Source organism: Sphingomonas sp. PR090111-T3T-6A (assembly GCF_000383095.1).
Classification (GTDB): domain Bacteria; phylum Pseudomonadota; class Alphaproteobacteria; order Sphingomonadales; family Sphingomonadaceae; genus Solisphingomonas.
Genome location: NZ_AORL01000021.1, coordinates 397,155 through 418,553, shown reverse-complemented (window position 1 = coordinate 418,553; position 21,399 = coordinate 397,155). Strand labels below are relative to the sequence as shown.

At 67.6% G+C, this 21,399-nt stretch carries 18 protein-coding genes; 6 read left to right on the top strand and 12 right to left on the bottom strand.

Annotated features, from left to right (window positions below; all coding sequences use genetic code 11):
* Nucleotides 1-86: 86 nt before the first annotated feature.
* Genes ST3T6A_RS0112085 through ST3T6A_RS0112075 form a run of 3 tightly spaced genes read right to left on the bottom strand, consistent with a single transcriptional unit; the run spans nt 87 to nt 3,759 of the window.
* Nucleotides 87-1,631: a glycosyltransferase family 39 protein gene (locus ST3T6A_RS0112085; protein WP_019833193.1), complete on the bottom strand. Its 1,545-nt coding sequence runs from the start codon at nt 1,629-1,631 to the stop codon at nt 87-89.
* Between the two features lie 56 nt (nt 1,632-1,687).
* Nucleotides 1,688-2,884, bottom strand: a complete 1,197-nt coding sequence (locus tag ST3T6A_RS0112080) for a glycosyltransferase family 4 protein (RefSeq protein ID WP_019833192.1) — start codon at nt 2,882-2,884, stop codon at nt 1,688-1,690.
* Nucleotides 2,881-3,759, bottom strand: a complete 879-nt coding sequence (locus ST3T6A_RS0112075) for a hypothetical protein (RefSeq protein WP_019833191.1) — start codon at nt 3,757-3,759, stop codon at nt 2,881-2,883. Before ST3T6A_RS0112075 ends, ST3T6A_RS0112080 begins: the two co-directional genes overlap by 4 nt.
* Nucleotides 3,760-3,890: 131 nt before the next feature.
* Here ST3T6A_RS0112075 and ST3T6A_RS0112070 point away from each other — a divergent pair, with 131 nt between their 5' ends.
* Complete coding sequence (locus ST3T6A_RS0112070) at nt 3,891-5,276, top strand: lipopolysaccharide biosynthesis protein (RefSeq protein ID WP_019833190.1); 1,386 nt, start codon at nt 3,891-3,893, stop codon at nt 5,274-5,276.
* A 54-nt stretch (nt 5,277-5,330) separates the two neighbouring features.
* Here the strand turns inward: ST3T6A_RS0112070 and ST3T6A_RS0112065 are convergent, their stop codons facing one another.
* The 9 genes from ST3T6A_RS0112065 to ST3T6A_RS20045 form a co-directional block, all read right to left on the bottom strand.
* Nucleotides 5,331-7,652: a GumC family protein gene (locus ST3T6A_RS0112065; RefSeq protein WP_019833189.1), complete on the bottom strand. Its 2,322-nt coding sequence runs from the start codon at nt 7,650-7,652 to the stop codon at nt 5,331-5,333.
* Nucleotides 7,653-7,690: 38 nt separating this feature from the next.
* A complete protein-coding gene (locus tag ST3T6A_RS0112060) occupies nt 7,691-8,443 on the bottom strand; it encodes a LuxR C-terminal-related transcriptional regulator (protein ID WP_019833188.1) in 753 nt (250 codons plus the stop codon).
* Between the two features lie 325 nt (nt 8,444-8,768).
* Complete coding sequence (locus ST3T6A_RS0112055) at nt 8,769-9,446, bottom strand: HAD family hydrolase (protein ID WP_019833187.1); 678 nt, start codon at nt 9,444-9,446, stop codon at nt 8,769-8,771.
* Nucleotides 9,443-10,399: an ATP-grasp domain-containing protein gene (locus ST3T6A_RS0112050; RefSeq protein WP_019833186.1), complete on the bottom strand. Its 957-nt coding sequence runs from the start codon at nt 10,397-10,399 to the stop codon at nt 9,443-9,445. Before ST3T6A_RS0112050 ends, ST3T6A_RS0112055 begins: the two co-directional genes overlap by 4 nt.
* A gap of 67 nt (nt 10,400-10,466) precedes the next feature.
* Nucleotides 10,467-11,150 (bottom strand): PIG-L deacetylase family protein, encoded by a 684-nt coding sequence (locus ST3T6A_RS0112045; RefSeq protein ID WP_026359657.1) that lies wholly within the window; start codon nt 11,148-11,150, stop codon nt 10,467-10,469.
* Entirely contained in the window at nt 11,147-12,052 is a 906-nt protein-coding gene (locus ST3T6A_RS0112040) for a methionyl-tRNA formyltransferase (RefSeq protein WP_019833184.1), read from the bottom strand. The genes ST3T6A_RS0112045 and ST3T6A_RS0112040 overlap by 4 nt, the downstream gene beginning before the upstream one ends.
* On the bottom strand, nt 12,024-12,626 hold the full coding sequence (locus ST3T6A_RS20050; RefSeq protein ID WP_037538383.1) for a sugar transferase: 603 nt from the start codon (nt 12,624-12,626) through the stop codon (nt 12,024-12,026). Before ST3T6A_RS20050 ends, ST3T6A_RS0112040 begins: the two co-directional genes overlap by 29 nt.
* Nucleotides 12,623-13,798 (bottom strand): glycosyltransferase family 4 protein, encoded by a 1,176-nt coding sequence (locus ST3T6A_RS0112030; RefSeq protein WP_037538619.1) that lies wholly within the window; start codon nt 13,796-13,798, stop codon nt 12,623-12,625. The genes ST3T6A_RS20050 and ST3T6A_RS0112030 overlap by 4 nt, the downstream gene beginning before the upstream one ends.
* Nucleotides 13,795-14,973 carry a glycosyltransferase gene (locus ST3T6A_RS20045; RefSeq protein WP_019833181.1) on the bottom strand — a complete coding sequence of 393 codons (1,179 nt, stop codon included), beginning with the start codon at nt 14,971-14,973 and terminating at the stop codon, nt 13,795-13,797. The genes ST3T6A_RS0112030 and ST3T6A_RS20045 overlap by 4 nt, the downstream gene beginning before the upstream one ends.
* A gap of 366 nt (nt 14,974-15,339) precedes the next feature.
* On the opposite strand from ST3T6A_RS20045, the gene ST3T6A_RS20040 reads away from it, so the two are divergent.
* The 5 genes from ST3T6A_RS20040 to ST3T6A_RS0112000 all read left to right on the top strand — a co-directional run bounded on the left by ST3T6A_RS20040 (nt 15,340) and on the right by ST3T6A_RS0112000 (nt 21,396).
* Nucleotides 15,340-17,349 carry a polysaccharide biosynthesis protein gene (locus ST3T6A_RS20040; RefSeq protein WP_019833180.1) on the top strand — a complete coding sequence of 670 codons (2,010 nt, stop codon included), beginning with the start codon at nt 15,340-15,342 and terminating at the stop codon, nt 17,347-17,349.
* A 7-nt stretch (nt 17,350-17,356) separates the two neighbouring features.
* A complete protein-coding gene (locus ST3T6A_RS0112015) occupies nt 17,357-18,595 on the top strand; it encodes a DegT/DnrJ/EryC1/StrS family aminotransferase (protein WP_019833179.1) in 1,239 nt (412 codons plus the stop codon).
* A 1-nt stretch (nt 18,596) separates the two neighbouring features.
* Nucleotides 18,597-19,439, top strand: a complete 843-nt coding sequence (locus ST3T6A_RS0112010) for a sulfotransferase family protein (protein WP_019833178.1) — start codon at nt 18,597-18,599, stop codon at nt 19,437-19,439.
* 135 nt (nt 19,440-19,574) lie between these two features.
* Nucleotides 19,575-20,129, top strand: coding sequence for a polysaccharide biosynthesis/export family protein (locus tag ST3T6A_RS0112005; protein WP_019833177.1), 555 nt, complete (start codon nt 19,575-19,577; stop codon nt 20,127-20,129).
* Nucleotides 20,130-20,187: 58 nt separating this feature from the next.
* A complete protein-coding gene (locus ST3T6A_RS0112000; protein ID WP_019833176.1) occupies nt 20,188-21,396 on the top strand; it encodes an outer membrane beta-barrel protein in 1,209 nt (402 codons plus the stop codon).
* Nucleotides 21,397-21,399 lie beyond the last annotated feature (3 nt).

The following is a 21,399-nucleotide window of genomic DNA, read 5'->3' as shown; positions in this document are numbered from 1 at the left end:
TCGCCAGTCCCGCCGCCCTGCGCAGGGGAATTAGTGGCCGGCCCCGTAGGCAACTATACCATCGACGCCAGGCTCACCCGAAAGGTCTACAGCGTCGGAGCAATAGGGGCGAGCCTGGTGACGGGGCGGATGAAGAGCTGCATCCGCGGATTACCCGTCATCACCTCGGCATAGCCACGGGAGCGCGCGTAGGCGACGAAGGCGGGGTCCAGCGCGGCCTCGCGCCCCGTCACGATCGCGGCCGGGGGATCGGCATCGAGAAAGGCGGACAAGGCTCCCGGCGATGTCGTCGTGAAGAACCGGCGATCGGCGGGCGCAATATAGTCCGCGACCCGATAGATGAAGGGGCCGGCCCCGAACTCCCGATAGAGGGGGAGCCGCCCTTCCAGCGGCAGGATGGGCTGCAAGGTCAACACCTTCCCGCGCTCGCCTCTGGCTGCGAGTTCGGCGCGGATACGCTCTCCCTCCGCGTGGATCCTGGTCCCCGTCCAGCGCGACGGATGCGCGATCGCGGTCATATGAGGCAGGAACCTCGGCGCGATGAGGCCGAGCGCCAGCACCGACACCCCCGCCATCAATGGCCATAAACGACGACGAGTGGGCTCCTCCACCTCGCCGTACAGCATGATGGCGAGCAGCAGCACGAAGGGCACCGGGGGTTCATAATATTGGGGAAAGGCGGGCGTCGGCACGAAGGAGAGCAGCGCCGCGATGCCGATGATCGCGATCAGGAAAAGGATCGGCCAACGGCGCAACCGGGCCGGATCGCGTCGGCCGACAAGCCAGGCGAAACCCAGCGCCAGCACGCTGGAAAGCAAGCCGGAACTCAGCAGCCACACGCTTCCCGCCAGAGCCAGCTTGTCCCGGAAGCTCATGATCTTGGGCTCGGTGGAATGCTCCCAATAAGCGAGATGCCCGCCGGTGAAGTAGCGCACGGTATGCGCAAGCAGCATCTGCGGGTCGCTCGCCCCGACGACGAGGATCGGAAGCCCTCCCAACATCCCGCCGGCGAGCAGCGGCAGCAGCACCAGCCGGATACGGTCGACCAGCGGCAGGCCGCGCGGCTCGATCATCGCCGCGATCACCACGGGCGGAAGGAGCATCACATAGCTGATCTTCAGCAGGATCGCCGCGCCCACCGCGCATCCTGCGAAAAAGATAAGCCATGGCCGCACCCGCCCGCCGTCCAGCCCGACGATGATGCAATGCGCGCCCAGCAACGCGAAAGGAACGGGCAGGAAATTGTTGGTGGTCACCATCCCCGCCGGCCCGAGCAGCGTCCCTGCCCCCAGCACGAGCATCGCGACCAGCAGCATGGCCGGCCCGCCCCGATAATGGCGGACGATCAGCCACAACACGCTTGCCGTCGCCAGCCAGCAGCCGAAGATCAGCAGACGCCCCGCCAGCAGGAGGGACGTCGTGCCTGTCATCGCATAGATTCCGCCGAGAAGCAGCGGCAGGCCCGGCAGATGGTTGTAGCCGACCACTCCGTAGAGCGGTTCGTGGAAGATCAGTCGCGCGGCGGAGACATGGATCTGCTCGTCGTGCGAGAGGGGGTAGGTCATGATGCGGCCGAACAGGCCGACAAGCAGCAGCGCGACCAGACCCCAGGCCGCGATCCGCAGAAGCATGGCCCGGCCAGCGTTCGCCGTTCCCGATGTCCGGGCCACGACACCTACGGACGCCATCAGCGCCCTTCCCCGCTCAATGCCCCTGCCCATGTTCGATCTCCGGTTCGGAGACCGGTCAGCAGATCCGAATATTGCGCCATGATCGCATCGGCATGTTTCGCCTCGCCGAAGCGCTCGGCGGCGTCCGCGCGCGCCGTATCCGCGATGGCGGCCCGGCGGGCGGGATCGGACAGCAGGCCCAGACACGCCGCCGCCAGCGCTTCCGGGTCTTCCGGCGGCACCAGCAGGCCGGTCGCTTCGTCGCGGATCGCTTCGACATTGCCGCCCGACGCCGTCGCCACCACCGGCGTGCCGACCAGCATGGCCTCGACAAGCGTTCGTCCGAAAGGTTCATCGATCGCCGGCACCATCAGCAGGTCGCACCCGGCCAGCCATTGCGCGCCCGGCGTCCGAAAGCCGAGGAAGTGGAGGCGGTCGTCCATTCCCCGTTCCGCGGCCAGCGCGTGGACACGCTCCAGCATGTCATCGAGCGCCTCGCCGAGCATGACGCCTCGTATGTCCCTATCCGGAGCCTGACGCCGGAGCGCGGCCATCGCCCTCACGAAGAGCAGCGGACGCTTGCGATCGATCAGCGCGCCGGAAAAGGCCACCACACGCGTCTCCGGCCCGGCACCCGGCAGCAGCGCGAGCACGGCCCGCCGCGCGGCATCGCGATCATAGCGGGTCTGCGTGTCGAACGGACTGGGGATGATCCGGGTGCGGGAGGCGGCCGAATACCAGCCGGGTTCCGGCGCGGCGAAGCGGGAGACGGTCGCCACCCGGTCCGCCAGCACCGGCGCGACGAACCTCAGCCCTGCCGCGTTGGGCGATCCGCGATGGTGCCAGAACAGCCGCGCCCCCGCGAGTTTCGTCGGCAAGGCCCAGGTCGCCAGCGTGCGGCCATCGTTGCAATGGACAATCCCGATGCCGCGTTGCCGGAGGAAACGCGCGAGACGCGGCGTCGACGACAGCAGACGGAACGCGGTCGCCGGACCGATCGGCCGGCCATGCTCGAGAGGGGGTGTGGACGGCCCCACCTCGCAGGAAAGCCCCGCCCCCGCGAACAGGTCGGCGATCGCCCCTTCTCCATGCTGCAGCAGGATGAGCGGGCGGAAACGCTGCGGGTCGAGCTTGCGGATCAGCCCCAGCGCGGAGATATGGCTCCCCCCGACCAGCTTGCCGACGAACGGAAAGCAGACCGTCGCCGGCATCATGACGCCTCCATCCGCCGGAAAGGCAGTGGCGCCCAGAGCGCCAGCCGCTCGACCTCCGATCCGCCGCCAATCCTGTCCACCACCAGCAACCGCCGCCCGTCGGGCGACACGCGGAACAGCGTCGCGGCGTTGGCGGCGCCGTTTGTCCGCGCCACCAGCAGCCATGCGCCGGGACCGGAAAGATAGCTCACCACATTGGCGAAGCCGCGCCGGAGCGTCGTTTCATCGAAATAACCGTGGTTCAGGATGTTGGCGGCGCGGATGAAGTCGAACCGCTCGACGAAATGGCCGGTACGGCTGAAGATGTCGTTCTTCTCGATGCGGATGTCCGCCCGGTTCCTCAGCCTGGGGCTCAGGAGCTGGAGCGGGCGGAGCGATCCGTCATGCTCGTGCAGCCGGCGATGCACCCGATCCTCGCACAGGAAATGGAGCAATCCGCGCACGAAGATCATGCCGGTGACATAGTCCGCGCGTCGGCCCCATGCCCGGATCGCCTTGCCGAACACCTCATATTGCAGCGGATGCCCGTTCTCGTCGACGAGCACGCGCAACCCCGGCATCACCGGCATGAGATAGCCGGTCAGCGACAGGTCCGTCCCCACGATCCGGGCTGACTGTCCGGCAGCGTGCAGCCGGTCGCACAAATCCAGCGTGGTGCTGCCCGACGAAACGCCGATATCGAGCACTTCCGCCAGCCTGACGCCCATCTCGTCGAAATGGCGCACGCAGCAATCGTCAAGATCGCGGAAGCGATGGCTCGCCGTCCGCTTGAAGGTGTTGTTGTACGTCTTGAGGTCCGTGAAGAAGCTGTCCTCCACGTCCGGCGTCAGGCGCGCGGGATCGAGCGAAAAGAATTTGGTTGCCGTGATCGCCATGACCACCCTCCCGCGATTTTGTAACCGCGTGAGGCCCGCGCGGGCGCGAGGAATTTCGGATTACGACGGCTGACAGGCTGCACCCGGCGCGCGCGACGGCCCATCGATTTCATACGGGCCAGAGGGGGCGAATGATGACCGATGGGGATGTCGGCGCCGGACAGGCTCGTTCCAGCCATCTGTTCGCGCGGGCGTTCGCTGCCCTTCGTCACCATCGAGTCCGCTCGGTCGGCCACCTGCTGACCGGCACCTCCGCCACCGTATGCCTCAGCCTGCTGTCGATCGCGCTCGCCGCCCGCTCGCTGGGGCCGAAGGATTATGGCGTGCTGGCCCTGATCCTGACGCTGGGGCAGGCCTGCGAGCGGCTGCTGAGCTTCCAGTCCTGGCAGCCCCTGATCCGCTATGGCGCGACGCTGGACCCGCAATCCCAGCGCGATGATCTGCGCTCGCTCTACAAGTTCGGGCTGCTGCTCGATGGCCTGGGAAGCGCCGGCGCGTGGGCCACAGCGAGCCTTCTTTCCGTCGCCGCGCATTTCGTGTTCGGCATCGGCTGGGCGGCGGTAGGGACGGCGCTGATCTACATGATCTCGCTCCTCTTCAACATGAACGGAACCGCGACCGCCATCTTCCGGCTGACCGGCCGCTTCCGCATCATCGCGCAACTTCAGATCATCACGGCTCTGGCGCGCCTCGCCGCGAGCGCCCTGGCATTCGTTCTGGGTGCCGGCCTGCCCGGCTTCGTGATCGTGTGGGCCGCGACGCAGATCTTCGGCACGCTCCTCAACATTCTCGTCGGTATGCGGGCACTGCACCGCGAGGGGACGACCCGCATCCTCCGCGCGAGCCTGACCGGGATTTCCAGCCGCTTTCCGGACCTCTGGCGCTTCACCTGGGGCGCCAATTTCTCGCTGACCATCTGGGCCAGCGCGCAACAGCTCGACACGCTGATCGTCGGCTGGCTGGCGGACCCCGCCTCGGCCGGCATGTTCCACATCGCCAAGCGGGTGAGCCGCGTCGTGCAGCAGGTTGGGAGCCAGGTCGAAGCGGTGGTCTATCCCGACCTTAGCCGCATGTGGGCAGCCGGGCAACGCAAGAGCTTCCTCCACCTCATCCTCCAGACCGAACTGGTGCTGGCGAGCTTCGGTGCGGCCTGCTTCGTCGGCGCGCTTCTGTTGGGCGGCTGGGCGATCGAGATGGCCGCCGGCGCGCGCTTCGCCGCCGCCGGACCGCTACTGACCATCCAGATCTTCGCGGTGGCGCTCACGATCAGCGGGGCGGCGAGCCGGGCGGCGCTGCTGGCGATGGGGCGGCAACCGGCCGTCCTGCGCACCGTGCTGGCGGCGGCGGGGACCTTCTACGGTCTGGTGGCGCCACTCATCTATCTGATGGGAGCCATGGGTGCGAACATGGCCCATGTGCTGTTCGGCACGGTGTGGCTCGCCGGCCTGACGCTTTCGCTGCGTCGAGGCCTGAAGGAGGAGCGTGGCGGCGCCACGGATACGGTCCTTCAATCCTGACGAGGATCGGGGCGCGGCCTTTCGACCACGCCCCTCTCCCTCCTCCAACCGTTCTCAGGCGAGGTGCAGCGCCTCGGCCGTCCGGCTGATGCCGCGGCGGAAGCGACGCCGCGTGCGACGGAGCCAGCCCCAGCGGCCCTGATCGGGCTCCGGATCATAATAAGCCATCGACTGCGCGACATGATGGATCGCATCGCCATAACGGCGGTTGGCGTGAACCTCATAGTCGACCCTGTTGAGCACCGCGCCCGTGACCGGCCGATCGAAGATATCCATCGCGGCTGCGGCGGCCTCCGGGCTCGTCCGCCCCCAGCGCAGCACCAGCAGCGTCGCGTCCGCGTGATCCGCCAGCGTCTTGGCGTCGCGCACCGGCAGGATCGGCGGCGCGTTGAGGATCACCAGCTCGAAGCGCTGGCGGAGTTGGTCCAGCAGCTCCGGCAGGCGTGGCGAGGCGATGAGCGCCCCCGGATCGGCCGCCGACTCGCCCACGCCGATCACCGCGAAATGCTGCTCATCCTCCGCGATCGCCAGCTCGTCGACATGCGCCCGATCCGCGAGATAGGCGACGACACCCGCGCCGTTCGGCACAGGCAGCGTGTTCGAACCCGCCGACTCCGGCCGGCGCAGGTCGAAATCGACCACAACGGCATGGCGGCCGATCACCGCCGCCGCCGCGCCCAGGCTGGCGGCGATGGTGTTCTTGCCCTCGTCCTCCAGTGGCGATGTCACGACGACGATCTTCGGCCCTTCCTTCTCGATGCGGGTTTCCAGCTCGATCAGCAGGTTGCGCATCGCCTCGGCGAAACGGGAACGCGGCCGGCCGGCGACGATCGAATGCACCGGCCCCTCGTCGTCCTCCATCTCCGGGATCATGGCGAGGGTCGGGATGCCGAGCAGGCGCTGCACCTGCTCGGACGTCCGCAGCTTGGTGTCCATCGCCTCGATCACGAAAGCCAGCAGCGTGCCGAGCGCGAGCGCGCCCACGAAAGCCACCGCCAGCACGCGCTTGGGCAGCGGATAGCTTGGCTCGTCCGGCACCGGCGCGCGAGAGATGCGGGTGATGTCCGGGTCGAGATCGGGCGTCTGGCCGATCTTGGCGTTCAACTGGTTGAGCAGCGTGGTGTAGAGCGTGTTGACCGCATCCGAATTGCGTTCGAGCGCGCGGAGCGGCACGGCCGTGGTATCGTCGTTGAACGAGCGGCTCCGCAAGCCCGCGATCGCCGCGCTGAGCGAGCCGGATCGTGCCTGGCTGGCCGAGGCCTGGCTGTTCAGGTCCGCCGTGAGACGCGCCGTTTCCTGATCGATGCGGGCACGCAGTGCCGTCAGCTCGGCCTGCGTCTTGGCGACATCCGGATAGCCGGGGCCATAGAAGCTGGTGAGTTCGCCCAGCTTGCGGGTGAGGAGGGCTTCCTGTCCGCGCAGATCGGTCAACAGCGCCGACGAGGCCGAGACGCCGCCCTCGGGCATCACGGTGGGCGCGGCCTTGCGGGCGTCCGATGCCGTGTCCGCCTGCGCCTGTGCCAGCAGGCCGGCGATCTGCGTCGCCTGGAGCGAGCCGCTGTCCTCCGGGCGGGAGTTCATGAGGCCGTGCTGCTTGCGATAGGATGCCGCCGCCATGTCCGCATTCTGGAGATAGCCGCGCACTTCCTTCACGCGTTCGGAGAGCGCCTTGATCTCCTGCGAGCGGGTTTCGTTCGCGTCGTCGATCTGGCCGCGGATGTAGGTATCGACCAGCCGGTTCGCGATCCGCGCCGCCTTGACCGGATCGGCCGAAGACGCCGTGATGCTGATGACGTTGGAACGCCCGTCCCGCGCCACATTGAGGTGCCCCATCAGGTGATCGGTCACCGCCTCGGAGCGCGCCCGCTCAGCCGCCAGCGCTTTCTGGCTGGGTGACAGGGCGACGTTCACGCCGGGTTGCAGAAAGCTCAGGAAGCTGTCGAGGAAGCCCGGCCCGCCGGGGCCCGGCGCAAATTCGGGATCGTGGGACAGTTGCAGGCTCTCGGCCGTCTGCCGCGCCAGCGAGCGCGACTGGAGAAGCTCCACCCGCGTCTGGATCGCCGTTTCCTCGTTCGGGCTTGGCGCCAGCGTCGGCGCGCCGGGGGCGGACTGCACATTCTGGTCGGGCGGCGGAACCATCACGGTGGTGGTGCTGCTGTAGATCGGCTGGGTCTGCGACAGATAGAGCATGGTCAGCAGCACGACCGCCGCCACCACCAGCAGGATCAGCCACCGCCTGCGCCTGATGATCCTGAGCGAATCCGCAATCCCCAGATAGCCTGTTCGCGTGCCCGGCTGCTGGTGCGCCGCCCGCATCGTATATGCCTGACCGTCAAGGCCTTGCCCCGGCATGATGAGGGCATTGGCATTCTGCATCCCGTCCCCCTCGATAAGTCGTCCGAGCCGAGCCCTCGTCAGCTGAGGTAGGCGCCTCCGCCTCCGAAAGCTCCGCCGCCGGCACCGTTCATCATTCCGCCCGCCGACGCGGCGACGGGAGCGGCCTGGAGGCCGCCCGTCAGCCCGTGGCTCATTCCCCAGATCGCCGCCTGCGTCCGGTTCATCACGCCGAGCTTGCGAAGGATCGACTTGACGTGGACCTTGACGGTAGCCTCGGTGATCAGCAGCCGGCGCGAGATCACCTTGTTCGGCTCGCCCCGGATCAGCCCCTTGAGAATCTCGATCTCGCGATCGGAAAGGTTGGCATCCCCCGTCGAGACCTTGATCTCGTCGAGCCCGCCATCGGCCTTGAGCGAGGCGAGATCGAAGATCACCTGCGACGGGATCATCTTCTCGCCCAGCGCCACCAGCTTCAGCATCTCGGCAAGGCTCGCGCAGGAGATATGCTTGCCGACATAGCCGTCTATCCCCGCGTGGAAAGCCTCGGCCACGGCGCGGCTCTGGCAGTCGGTGGCGATGATGACGATCTTGCACTGAGGCCAGCGGTCATGGACGTAGCGGCACGTCTCAAGCCCCTCCTCCTCGCTGTTGGCATCGACGATGACCAGGGGAACGCTGCCCGGCGCATCGTCCCAGTGCTCCAGATCGAGGTCGAGATAGTCGCGATGGACACCGAGAACGTCGAAGGACTGCTCCGTCAATATCCGACGGAGACCCTCGCCCTCGATCTCGTTCTGGCTGACGATCGCGATATTGAGATGTGCGTGCAAGGCTGCCCCCTTTGCACCGTAAAGGAATGGGGGCCAGCAAATCCGTGAAGGAATCCCCAGATCACGGACAGAGCGCAACGCACGCACAACTTGATGCGCTCAAATAATAGATGGACCCACACTCCCCCCGGCGCCACTCTGTTGGGTTCATCGCATGACCCACGCGAGAACTCGTCATCCGAGGTTGTCACTCGATGTCGTCTATGCATCACGCCGTAGCGTAAAGCGACCTCCCAGTAAGTCTGCGCAAGGTGCATGTGGATATCGGTCCGGCATCCGAAATGGGTACGCCTCTTCCGGCGGGAACTTTTCCCGCGCGGGCCCTTCAGGCCAGCAGTCCGTCGAAACTGTCGATCTCCCGTTCGGCAGGGTCCGCCGGGGTCGCGACGCCCTCGCGCAGGCGGCCGGGGCGATTGATCTGCACCGTCCGCCAGCCCATGCGGCGGGGCGCGACGAAATCCTTTTCGGGATTGTCCGCGACATAGGCGAAGGCACTGGCCGGCAAGGCGAAGAAGGACTGGACACGCTCGAAGGCGCGGCGCGCCGGCTTCCAGTCCTGCCGTCCCCAGCGATCGGTGCAGACGGCAATCTCCACGCCGAGCCGATGGAGCCCGAGCGCACGGATCTTGCGCCGCTGCGCGTCCAGATAGCCGTCGGTGATGATGGCGAACCCGGTCCGCCCCGGTCGATGCGAGAGGAAGCGCATTGCATCTTCCGCCAGCGTGATGGCAGGCCGATGCTGCCGATAGACCTGCACCATTCGAGGTATCAGCCCCTCGGCATCCGGCACTCCTGCCGAAGCAAGCGCCGCATCGAAGAGATGGCCCCGCGCACCCGCCCGGAATTGCTCGACCATCGCACCGCCGGCATGGGCGATGCCGAGCTGCCGCTCCATCCACCGGCCCACAGCATGGAGCCCGCTCTCCACATAGTCGCGCTCCAGATAGAGGGTGTCGTCGAGGTCGAACACGATCACGGCATCGATCGTGGGACGGCAGGTCACACGAACACCGCGTCGTCGTAGCGCAGCATCACCACGCCGGCCTTCCATGCGTCGTGGACCGAGCGCGGCAAGTCCAGCGCCTGTTCGAGCAGCCAGCGGGTGAAGGTCGCTCCCGCCTGATGGGCGAGCGGATAGCCTCCGCCGAAGCGGGCGTTGATCTCGAACAACGAGGCGCGGCCCTCGCCATCCATGATCGCCTGGAAACACATCGCGCCGAATGCCCCATCCAGCGCCGCTCCGAGATCGCGTGCCATGGCGCACAGCACCGGATCGCGCACCGTCACCGCCTTCTCGACCTCACCGGCACGCACCTTCAGCCGCTCGTGCGGAATGGCGCTGTGCAGCGCGCCGTGCTCGTCGAAAAAGATGTTCACGGTGAACTCGCGCCCGCGCAGCATCTCCTGCACCACATAGGGCTCCATAGTCGTCAGGGGCCGCAATTCGTCGCGATCATAGACGATCTGGATGCCCCGGCTCGAGCTTCCATGGCGCGGCTTGGCGAGCAGCGGCCAGGGCCATTCCGCATCGTCGTCGAGCAGTTCCTCCGCGCTGGCCGTCCGGGGCGAGGCAATGCCCGCAGCCGCAAGGAAACGCGCCGTCGCCAGCTTGTCCCGCGCCATCTCGACGATCGCGGGGCTTCCGATGGAGACCGTCGTACCGATTGCCGCGAAGCGCTCGCGGGCGTGGCTGTATTGCACAAGCTCGGTGTCGATCGTCGGCACTACCAGCGCGATGCCATGGCGTTCACAGATGCCCAGCACCGCATCGATATAATCGGGCGATGGCGCGGGAGGGACAGCCAAGGCATGATCCGCTTCGCGGCAGGCCGAACTCCATTCCGGCTCCAGATCGCAAGCGAAGATCTCAAGCGCAACGCCCAATTCCTCGGCAGCGGAGCGGAACGCGCGCAGCAGCCCGACGCGTCGGCCAGCCGAACTGAGCAGCATCCGCATATGACGGCTTCCGCGGCGCGCGCCGGACTGTCCGGGAAAACGATCGGAGGCAGAGACGTCCATCACCTCACCCTACCTCCCGGATCAGCATGAAGGCCTCCGCCGCCGCTCGCGTCACCGTCGAGCCGCGCACCGTCGCCAGCGCCCGCAGAGTGTTCAGGGAACGTTCGTCAGGCGGCGCCCTGCACTGGGACTCGAAGCAGGCGAAGGCGGTGAGCTTCGCCTCCAGATAATCGCCGATGTCGACGAAGATGTTGGGATGAAAGGCCGGCGCGAGCGTCGGAGCGGACCAGTTCGTCTCGGACACCGTCTCATAGGCCAGGATGCGTCGGGGATAATGCTCGCCCCTCGGCCGCGCGGCAACCAGTGCCGCCTCGAACACCAGCCGATGATCGATGTGCAGATCGCCTACGAAAGGCACGAACAGCGTATCGGGCTGCACCGCCTCCACGACGCGGGCGACGGCGTGGTTGAGATCCGCCTGCGCCATGCGATCGAGTTCGGCAGCCGGCAGGTCGAGGAAATGCGTGCGCGCGACGCCCAGCCTTCGATGCGCCCGTTCCGCCTCGGCGCGCACCCGATCGGCCTGCGCCTCGTCGAACCGGGGCGGACGCCCGCGCGTGACGATCGCGACCTCCACAGTCCCGCCTTCCGCGACGATCCGCGCCATCGTACCGCCACAGCCCAACACCTCGTCGTCCGGGTGTGGGGCCAGCACCAGCGCGCGGGCGATGCGGGAAACCAGAGTCATCCTTTCCCCCGCAGCCGGACATGGAGCGGCGGCCGGGAACCGCGCCACTCCGTCACCCGCACCCCGCGCCCGTCGCCGCAACGGACGGTGAAGCCCTGTTCCGACCGTTCCACCACCTGCCCGACCAGCGCTGCACGGTGATGGGAGAGATCGACCGGCTCGGCCTTGAGGATCACCAGCCTCTCCTCGCCCAGCATCGTCCAGGCGCCCGGATAGGGATCGCCACACGCCCGCACCATCCGCCAGATCGCCACCGCATCGTCATGCCAGTCGATCGCTCCGTCCTCGGGCCGTCGCCGCGCCGCCCATGTGGCGTAGCGCTCGTCCTGCGGGCGAGGCGTCACCGTCCCGGCGGCGAGGCCGGAGAGCAAGCCTGGCAGCATCGCCTCCAGCACCGCCATATGCTTGGCGTAGAGCGTCGACGCGGTCTCGTCGGGGGCGACGTGGAAGAAATGCTGGGCAAGGATGGCGCCGCTGTCGGTGCCCTCGTCGATCAGGAAGAGCGTACCGGCGGTGATCGGCTCGTCCAGCAGGATGGTCCATGGGATGACCCCGCGCCCGCGCAATCGCGGCAACGGGGCCGGATGATAGCCAACCACCCGTCCCAACGCGAGCGCCCGCATCGCCTCCCCGCAAAGCTGGGACCAGCCAATCACGAAGAGATAGTCGGGCGCGAGCGCGGCCATGGCCGTTCGCGCCTCTTCGGTATTGGCATTGGCGCCACGCAGCACGGGACAGCCGATGGCGCGGGCCTCGGGCTCCAGATCGACGAAATCCGAATGCCGCCCAGCGAGATCGAGGGGGAGCGTCACCACCCCCGCCAGCGTCCAGTCCGGCGCGTCTGCCAGCGCGCGGAGCGCCACGCGCGTGCTCTCAACCGCGCCGATGAGAAGCGCCCGCATGCGCCCTCCCGATCGCCGCTGCATTGCGCCGTTCGCCCAGCAGACCGACAAGCAGCGTCCGCCCGATGATCCGCAGGTCCAGCGCGGCCGTGCGGTTACGGATATACCAGAGGTCGAGCGCGATCTTGTCGGCATCGCTCAGCAGCGTGTTGCCGTTGACCTGCGCCCAGCCCGTCATGCCGGGAAGGACCTGCCCGCGCTCCCGCCCCGCGTCTCCCGCGGCGGCGATGGTGATGGGCAGCAGTGGCCGGGGACCGATCAGGCTCATGTCCCCGAGGAGCACATTCCAGAACTGAGGCAGCTCATCGATCCGCGTCCCGCGGAGCAGGCGGCCGATGGGTGTCGTCCGCTCGGCATCGGACAGGAGCGTGCCACAGGCACCCCGAGCCTCGTTCATGGTGCGGAATTTCACCAGCCGGAATGGACGCCCCCCGAGCCCGCTGCGGGTCTGCACGAAGAGCACCGGACTTCCATCCACCAGCAGAAGGACGAGCCCGAACAAAAGCAGCAACGGCGCAAGCAGGCCCAGTGCCGTCACGGAGATCAATATATCGATACAGCGCCGAACCGTCATGACGTGACGCCCGCCAGCGCGGCGGCGGCTCCCCTCTCGGGTGGCCGCGAGGTCGTGCCGGCCCGGAGCCACATAGTGGACAGGAGGATGTCGTTCACCCGCTCGACCGAGAAGCGCTCGACCGCCGTTGCGCGGGCGCGGGCGCCCATCTGCGCGACCAGTTCGGGCCGCAGGAGGAAGCGCTCCATCGCCATCGCCAGCGCATCCGCGTCGCGGGGCGGGATGATATAGCCATTGATGTCCGGCTCGATCGGCTCGCGGCATCCGGGCATATCCGTCGTGATGACCGCACGGCCCGTGGCCATCGCCTCCAGGATCGTGCGGGGAAGTCCCTCGCGATACCAGCTCGGCAGCACGAACACGCTGGCCGCGGCGAGATAGGGGCGGACATCCCGCGCCTCGCCCAGATAGCGGATCGCGCCCTCGCGGCGCCATTCCTCCACCTGTACAGGGTCGATACCGGCAGGGCTGGGATCGGGCGGCCCCAACAAGGCGAATCGTGCCTCGGGATAACGGCGGCGCAGACGGCGCGCTGCCTCGGCATATTCGGACAGGCCCTTGCTGTGCAGCAGCCGCGCAATCATCAGGAAGCGGACGGGGCCGGCGGATATCGGCGCTGCGCTGTAATGGTCGAGGTCCACCCCCGAGCCCGGCACGCGCACGACATTCGCGTCCGCCCGGATCATGTGATGGCGGAGCATCTCCTCCCGATCATCCGCATTGAAGACGAAGACGCCCTCCGCCCGCTTCAGCGCGATGCGATAGAGAAGCGCCACCACGGCGCGCAGCCAGCGCCCGCCCTCCTCTCCGAAAGCGAGGCCGAGCCCGCTCACCATCGCGAAATAGCGCGGCACGCGCGCGATGCGGCTGGCTATCCCGGCATAGACGATCGGCTTCTGCGTATAGGCGAGCACCAGCCCCGGTCGCTGAACGCGGAACAGGCGGATGAGCCAGCCCAATGTCCGCAAATCCGCGAACAGATTGAGCCCCGACCGCACCATCGGCATTACGCGATAGGCGACACCCATCGCCGCCAGCTCGCGTGCGACCTCCCGATCGTCCTCGGGCGCGCAGGCCAGCACCTCATGGCCGCACGCCACCATGTCGGCCAGCAGCCGCTTGCGGAAGTTGACGAGGGAGAAAGCCAGACTGGCCACCACGACGATCCTCATCGCGCGCCCTCCGCCCATGCCGCGGCCGGAAGGAGCGGAGACGCCTTCCCGCCATGCTCGCGGAACAAGGCGGCATAGCGCTGCATCACGCGGGACAATGAGAAATGCTCCTCAACCCGTCCGCGGGCAGCGTGGCCCAACGCGGCGCGTCCCTCCGGTCCCAGTTCGGCGAGATCGAGCAGCGCCTTTGCCAGCGCGCCTGCGTCACGCGGAGGGACGGCGCGGCCGGTTTCGCCGACCACCCACGCCGCATCGCCCACGTCGGTCGCGACGCAGGGGACACCCGCCGCCATGGCTTCCCCGACGATGTTCGGGAAACCTTCGCCCCAGGCCGAAGGCAGCGCCACCACGTCGAGCCCGGCCAGCCACGTCGGAACGTCGGCACGATGCCCCGTCAACGTCCAGCTTCCCGGCGGGAGGCGATCGAGCCAGGCGGCTGCGTCGCCAGAGGGCGCATCTATCCCCTCGCCTGCAATCAAGAGATGCGTATCCGGGCGGCCCTCCTGCACTTTCGCGAAGGCTGCGAGCAGGTTGGGGACATCCTTCATCGGATGGTTGCGGGCGATCATTCCGATCAGCACCGCCCTTTCAGGCAGAGCGAAGAGCGCATGGAGCGCCCGCCGGGCCGGTTCGCGCGACGTGAAACCCTGGGCGTCGAAGCCGTTGGGAATGACGAGATCCCGTCGCGCGCGATAGCCGAACGCCCGATATTGCGCCCTCGCGGTGCGGGAATTGTAGACGATGGCGGAAGGCATACCCGACAGCCATGCCCCCATGCGCAGCACCATCCGGCTGAGGCGCTTTTCCTGCCGGTAACCACTGAGCGAGTGGCGGACGTTCCAGATCACGGGCACCGGGCCGGGCACCGCCAGCGCGCCCAGGCTGGCCGCGAGCTGGCCATGATGCATCCATCCCATGATGAGATCGGGGCGGACTCTGCGCGTCGTTGCCACCAGACGCGCCATCGCTCCCGGCGAGGGCAGCCCGCTGGGCATCCCGAGGCTCCACACCGGCGTACCCGTCGCGGCGATACGGTCGCCTGCCACGCCCGGCGTCATCAACGATAACACCTCCGGGCAGATATCCGGCGCGAGATTGCGGCTTTCCAGCAGACGGGCGAGCATTGTCTCCGCCCCTCCGACGTTCAGGCCCGTGATGACGTGAAGCAGCTTCACGCCTCCGCCTCCTCCGCCAAGATGCCGGCTCTCCTGCCCATAGCCCCCTGCGCGCAGACGATTTTCCGAAGCCTAGGCGAAAGCCGTCCGCGAGGGCCTGGCAATTTCGGGCATCATCCCTTCGCTTCCAAAGGAGGGAGGCCGAACCGGCCAACACCTCCTTTGGCGAGGACGCGACCGACCGGCCGGATATCCCTCTCCCAAAATGGCGTGGGCCGCCCCCTAGGCGGTTGCACCCCGATGCGCCTTTCCGCGTGGCGATGCCGCCCATCTATGTTCCTCGGCGGGGCCGAACGGCGCCAACGGAAACCGCACGAACTGCGCATCAACATGGGTCGGCTTCGGGCCGAAGGGGGACGTGGTCGTATGAAAGCCATCCCGACCATCGGACACTGCGCCTCGCGGAGGATCGCCTATATCCTCTATGATGCCGGTGCGATCGCCCTCGCGCTGACGCTGGCGCTGGCGCTGCGCATGAACGGCTCGATCCCTCCGAAGATGTGGGAGGGGCTCGTCGCCAACCTGCCGGTCTTCATCGTGAGCGGCCTCATCACCTTTCATTTCTTCGGCCTTTACAGGCGCGTCTGGCGGGTGCCTTCGCTGTCGGATCTGAGTTCGCTGCTCGAAGCCGCGTCCATATCGATCGCGGTGCCGGTGCTGATGCTGGTGGCGGCCTCGCGCGCGCGCTGGCTTCCGACCTCCGTACCGATCATCCAGTGGCTGGTGCTGGTGGCGATCCTCGTTGGAGGACGGATCGGGCGCCGCATCCTGAGCGACCGGCTGCGCGAGATCCGTCGCCAGCACCACGTCGCTCCCGCTTCCCCCGAGCCGCCCCATATACCGCCGAGGCGCGCGCTGATCGTCGGCCTGCCTGAGCAGGTGGCGCTGCTATTGCGCCAGATCGAGGCGACGCCCAATCCCGGCTATGTCCCCGTCGGCATCATCGACACGGGCGAGCGCGACGTCGAGCTGCGGCTGCGCGACGTGCCGATCCTCGGAGGGATCGACGCGCTGGAGCACGTCGTCGGCAAGCTCGCCGCCCGCGACGAGCGGCCGAGCTGCCTGATCCTCGCGGGAGGTGCCGCCGTGCCGGGCAACAGCCGCCTCCGTCTCGTGGCGGCGGCCGAGACGCTGGGCCTGTCGGTGCTGCGCGCGCCGTCGCCGACCGAGATCGGCCAGCCGCTCGATCTGGAGGTGATCGACCTCGCCGACCTGCTCGGCCGCCCGCAGGCGAAGCTGGACGAGGACGTCGTGCTCCGCGCCCTCAAGGGTCAGCGCGTGATGGTGACGGGCGCCGGCGGCACGATCGGCCGCGAGCTGGTCCGCCAGATCGCCACCATGGACCCGGCCGAGATCATCCTGCTCGAATGCGGAGAGTTCAATCTCTACTCGGTCGAGCTGGAGCTACGGGAGAATTATCCGCATATCGCCTGCACGCCGCTGCTCTGCTCGATCCGCCAGCGCCGCAGCGTGATGGCCGCGTTCGAGCGGCACCGGCCGGACTTCGTGTTCCACACTGCCGCGCTCAAGCATGTGCCGCTGGTCGAGACGAACATCTGCGCGGGGGTGCAGACCAACGTGCTCGGCACCCGCAATGTCGCGGATGCGGCCCAGCGCTATGGCGTGCGTGCGATGGTGCAGGTCTCCACCGACAAGGCGGTGAACCCGGTCGGCATCATGGGCGCCAGCAAGCGGCTCGGCGAACTCTATTGCCAGGCGCTCGATCTCGACGGCGTGGGCGATCCGGGCGCGGCGCGGTTCATGACGGTCCGGTTCGGCAATGTGCTGGGATCGAGCGGATCGCTGATCCCGCTCTTCCAGCGGCAATTGAAGCGCCGCGCGCCGCTCACCGTCACCCATCCCGAGATCACGCGCTATTTCATGACGGTGCATGAGGCCGTGCAGCTCGTGCTCCACAGCATGGCGCGCGCGATGGAGTGCGACGTGCGGCGCGGCCGGATCGTCGTGCTCGACATGGGCGAGCCGGTGAAGATCATCGACATCGCTCGCCGCATGATCCGCCTCGCCGGCCTGGAGCCGGACAAGGATGTGCCGATCCAAATCGTCGGCCTGCGCCCCGGCGAGAAGCTCTACGAGGAACTGTTCGACGAACGCGAGCAGCGTCTGCCCTCCGCGCTTCCCGGCGTGTTCGAGGCCGAACCTTCGCCCGTGCCGATCGAGGTGCTGCGCGAGGGACTGGAGGCGCTCTCCCGCGCGATCATGGCTCATCAGGAGGAAAGCGTGAAGCACATCCTCTTCTCGATGATCGAACCGGGCGGCAGCGACATGCTTCAGGTCGCGCCCAAGCAGCCCGCCGCGGCGGGTCGCGCCAGCGCCGTCTGGCCGCCCGAAGCGCTTGTCCCGCAGTCCTTGTAGCGCCGCCATGGCCAGCATCCTGCCCGACATCGGAGACACGGACGACGCGCCACCCTACGACGTGGTGAAGCTCGCGCGCATCCGCTCGCGCTGGCCGGTCTATGCCGAGGACGAGATCGAGGCGGTGGCCGAGGTGCTGCGCTCCGGCCGGGTGAACTCGCTCCATCATGGCGAGAAATGCGCCGCCTTCGAGACTGCCTTCGCCCGGATGTGCGACCAGCCCCATGCCATAGCGCTCGCCAACGGCACGCTGGCGCTGGAGGTGGCACTCAGGGCCTTCGAGATCGGGCCGGGCGACGAGGTGATCGTGCCCGCGCGCAGCTTCGTCGCCTCGGCGAGCTGTGTCGTGGCGTGTGGGGCCACCCCGGTCTTCAGCGACATCGATCCCGAGACGCAGGGGCTCACCGCCGATCTCGTCGCCCGCGCGCTGACCGAGCGGACACGCGCGATCATTCTCGTCCACCTCGGCGGCTATCCGGCCGCGGCGAATGACATCGCGCTGCTGGCCGAACGGCATGGCGTGAAGCTCATCGAGGATTGCGCGCAGGCCCATGGCGCGACGCTGGGCGGCAGGCCGGTCGGCAGCTTCGGCGACGCGGCGGCCTTCTCCTTCTGCACGGACAAGATCATCTCGACAGGCGGCGAAGGCGGAATGCTGCTGCTGCGCGACGCGGCGACGGCGCGGCGCGCCTGGTCGCTGAAGGACCATGGCAAGGACCCGCAGGATGCCCACGCCGTCGTCGCGGGACATGGCTTCCGCTGGCTCCATCGCGAGTTCGGCAGCAATTATCGCCTGACCGAGATGCAGGCCGCCATCGGCCTGGCCCAGCTTCAGAAACTCCCGCTCTGGACCGACATCCGGCGTCGCAACGCGTCGATCCTGATCGAGGAGCTGTCCGACAGTGCCGTCCTCCGTCAGGTCCGTCCGCCGGAGAATGTCGGCCACGCCTATTACAAATTCTACGCCTTCGTGCGGCCCGACACGCTCCACCCCCGTTGGAGCCGCGACCGCATCGTGGAGGAGGCCTGGCACCTCGGCATCCCCTGCCAGACGGGGATATGCCCGGAAATCTATCGCGAACGTGCCTTCGTCGATGCCGGTATCGGCCCGGAACGCCGCCTGCCCGTCGCCCACATGCTGGGGGAAACGAGCCTGATGCTCCCGGTCGACCCGACACTGGACGAGGAAAGCTGCCGCACCATGGGACGCATCCTGCGCTCCGTGCTGGACGAGGCGGGGCGCTGACATGGCCGAGGGACGCCTCCCCTCCTTCATGGTGATCGGTGCCGTAAAGGCAGCGACCACCTGGATCGGCCACCAGCTTCGCCATCATCCGATGCTGTGGCTGCCCGATGCCGAGCCGCATTTCTTCAGCTCCGAATATGCGCGCGGGGTGGACTGGTATCGGTCCCTCTTCGCCGGGGCGCCGGCAGACCGGATCGTCGGGGAGAAGTCCGCCGACTATCTCGCGCACCCCGAAGCCGCCGGGCGCATCTCCGCGCTGTTGCCCGGCATCCCGCTGATCGTGCAGCTCCGCGATCCGGTCGAGCGGGCCTATTCGGACTATTGCATGCTCTATCGGCGAGGGCAGGTCGGCGGCGACCCCCGCCACTACCTGGACGGCCGCGTCGCCGCCGGCGGACGCTTCCTGGAAGGCGGGCGCTACGCCCATCACATTCGCCGGCTCTACGAACATATCCCCGGCCAGCAGCTCCAGATCATCCTCTACGACGATATCCGCCGCGAGCCGGAGGCCGTGATCGCCCGGGTATGCGAGCATATCGGCGTGCCCGTGCATATCGCGCCCGAGGCCGTGGACGACCGCCGCAACGACAGTCGCGCACCGACGCTCCCCTTGCCGCTGCGCCGCATTCTCCGTCCGGCGCGGCCGCTGCTCGATCCGATGCGATCCAACCCGTGGCTGGCGCGGGTGTGGACCTCGCTCGCCCGCCCGGTGCGCTACCCGCCGCTCACCGAGGAGCTTCGGGCCATGCTACGCGATTATTATCGCGACGATATCCGGGATCTCGCCACGCTTCTGAAGCGAGACTTGTCCGGCTGGTTGTGCAATGATCGCGCCGTCGCATGAGCGGGGGTTGCGCCGTGCGATGAGTCGATACCGCCGTTTTCCTGTCCGCAGGGCAGGGAGGAAATCTTCGGATCGCGGGCCGACCGATGGGAGCAATGGGCCGCACCGCGATCTTCCGCCGAAGAGGAGGGGGCAGTGACGAAACATCGGTTCATCGCAATCTCGGCGTCCATCCTGATGCTGGCCAGCGCCGGCGGCGCCACCGGCGCGCGCCTGCCCGAAATGTCGATGACGGCGCCGGGCACCTACCAGCTCGGACCGGGCGACCAGCTCCGCATCACGGTCTTCGGCCTCGACGCCATCACCAACACTTATCTGATCGACGATACCGGCGAGGTGGCGTTGCCCATGCTCGATCCGGTCAAGATCGCAGGCAAGACGCTCCGGCAGGCGGAAGCCTCGATCGCCGCGCAGATCCGCACCAAACAGCTCGTCAACGATCCCAAGGTCAGCGCCCAGATCATCGCCTATCGCCCCTTCTACATCGCCGGCGAGGTGCAGAAGCCGGGGCAATATCCCTATGTGCCGGGCATGTCGCTGATGACGGCCGTGTCGATCGCGGGGGGCTATACCTTCCGCGCCAACACCCGCTCCGCGACGATCACCCGCGCCTCGCAGAAAGGGAGCGCGACGGCGGACACCCCCGTGCTGCCCGGCGACATGATCGTGGTCCGGGAAAGCTGGTTCTAAGCCTGTGAACCGCAGGATCAGGCTCTTCGGAGCGGCGCTTACGCCGGGGGCCGGCCCGATGCTGGCCCTCTCCATCCTTTGTCTGGGCGCCACCCCGCTGATGGGGCAGGACGAGCAGCGCGACACATCGATCATGAGCCTGCCCCGCCCCGGCTACGAGCCGCGCACGCTGACGGCGGGCGGCTTCCTCCTCGTGCCGAGCCTTGAGGCGGACGCGACCTACAACGACAATATCTTCGCCACGCCCGATCGGCGGAAGGGCGACACCATCTTCGACATCCAGCCGCGCCTGACCGGCGAACTCAAGCGCTCCACCTTCGATCTCAAGACGGACCTCCACGCCGACCTCATCCGCTACGCCGACACGCCGCGGGAGAACGTCAACACCTTCGGCGCCAAGGCCGACGCCACCAAGACGTTCGGCGACAGCCAGACGCTCAACGCAACCGTCACCTTCGATCGCACCTATGAGCGCCGGAGCGATCCCGAAGCCGACTTCGATCGATCCCTGCCGCCCGCGCTCATCAACCTCGCGACGGGCGACTTCAGCTATGCCTACAAGGGCGGGCGAGCCGGCGTGATCGCGCGCGTCACCGTCAGCCATCTGGACTATCTGCCGACAGTCGACGCGGATCGGGACATGACAACCTATCGCGCCTCCGTGCGAGGCCTGCTCAACGTCACGAAGCGCGTGGCCGTCTATATCGAGCCCTTCGTCAACCGCCGCGATGCGCGCCTGCGCGTCGATCGCAACGGCGTCAACCGTGACGCGACCACAAGCGGTGCGCTGGCCGGCCTGTCCTTCGACATCACCAACCGGCTTCAGGGCAATATCGGCGCGGGTGTCTTTTCATCCGATCCTGACGACCGCCGACTGAAATCCTTCACCGGGCTCGCGGCCAGCGGGCGGCTCGTCTGGCATCCGGGCGTGAGGACCAGTGTGACTGCTGACGTGTTCCGGGGCGATGTCGCCACGATCCGCAACGGCGCTATCGGCCGTATCGATACGCGTGCCGGCGTCTCCATCGATCAGGAGGCGCGGCACAACCTGATCCTCCACGCAGGCGTCGCGATCGATAACATCCACTATCGCGGCTCGATCGACCATGATCAGCGCTACGTCAGCGGCACGGCCGAGGCGCGCTATCTGATGAACCGATTTCTCACGCTGATCCTCAACACCACCTACACGCATCGCGGCGCGGACCAGCAGGTGGATCGCTTCCACCGCTGGCAGACACAGCTCGGTATACGCTTCGCTTATTAGAGG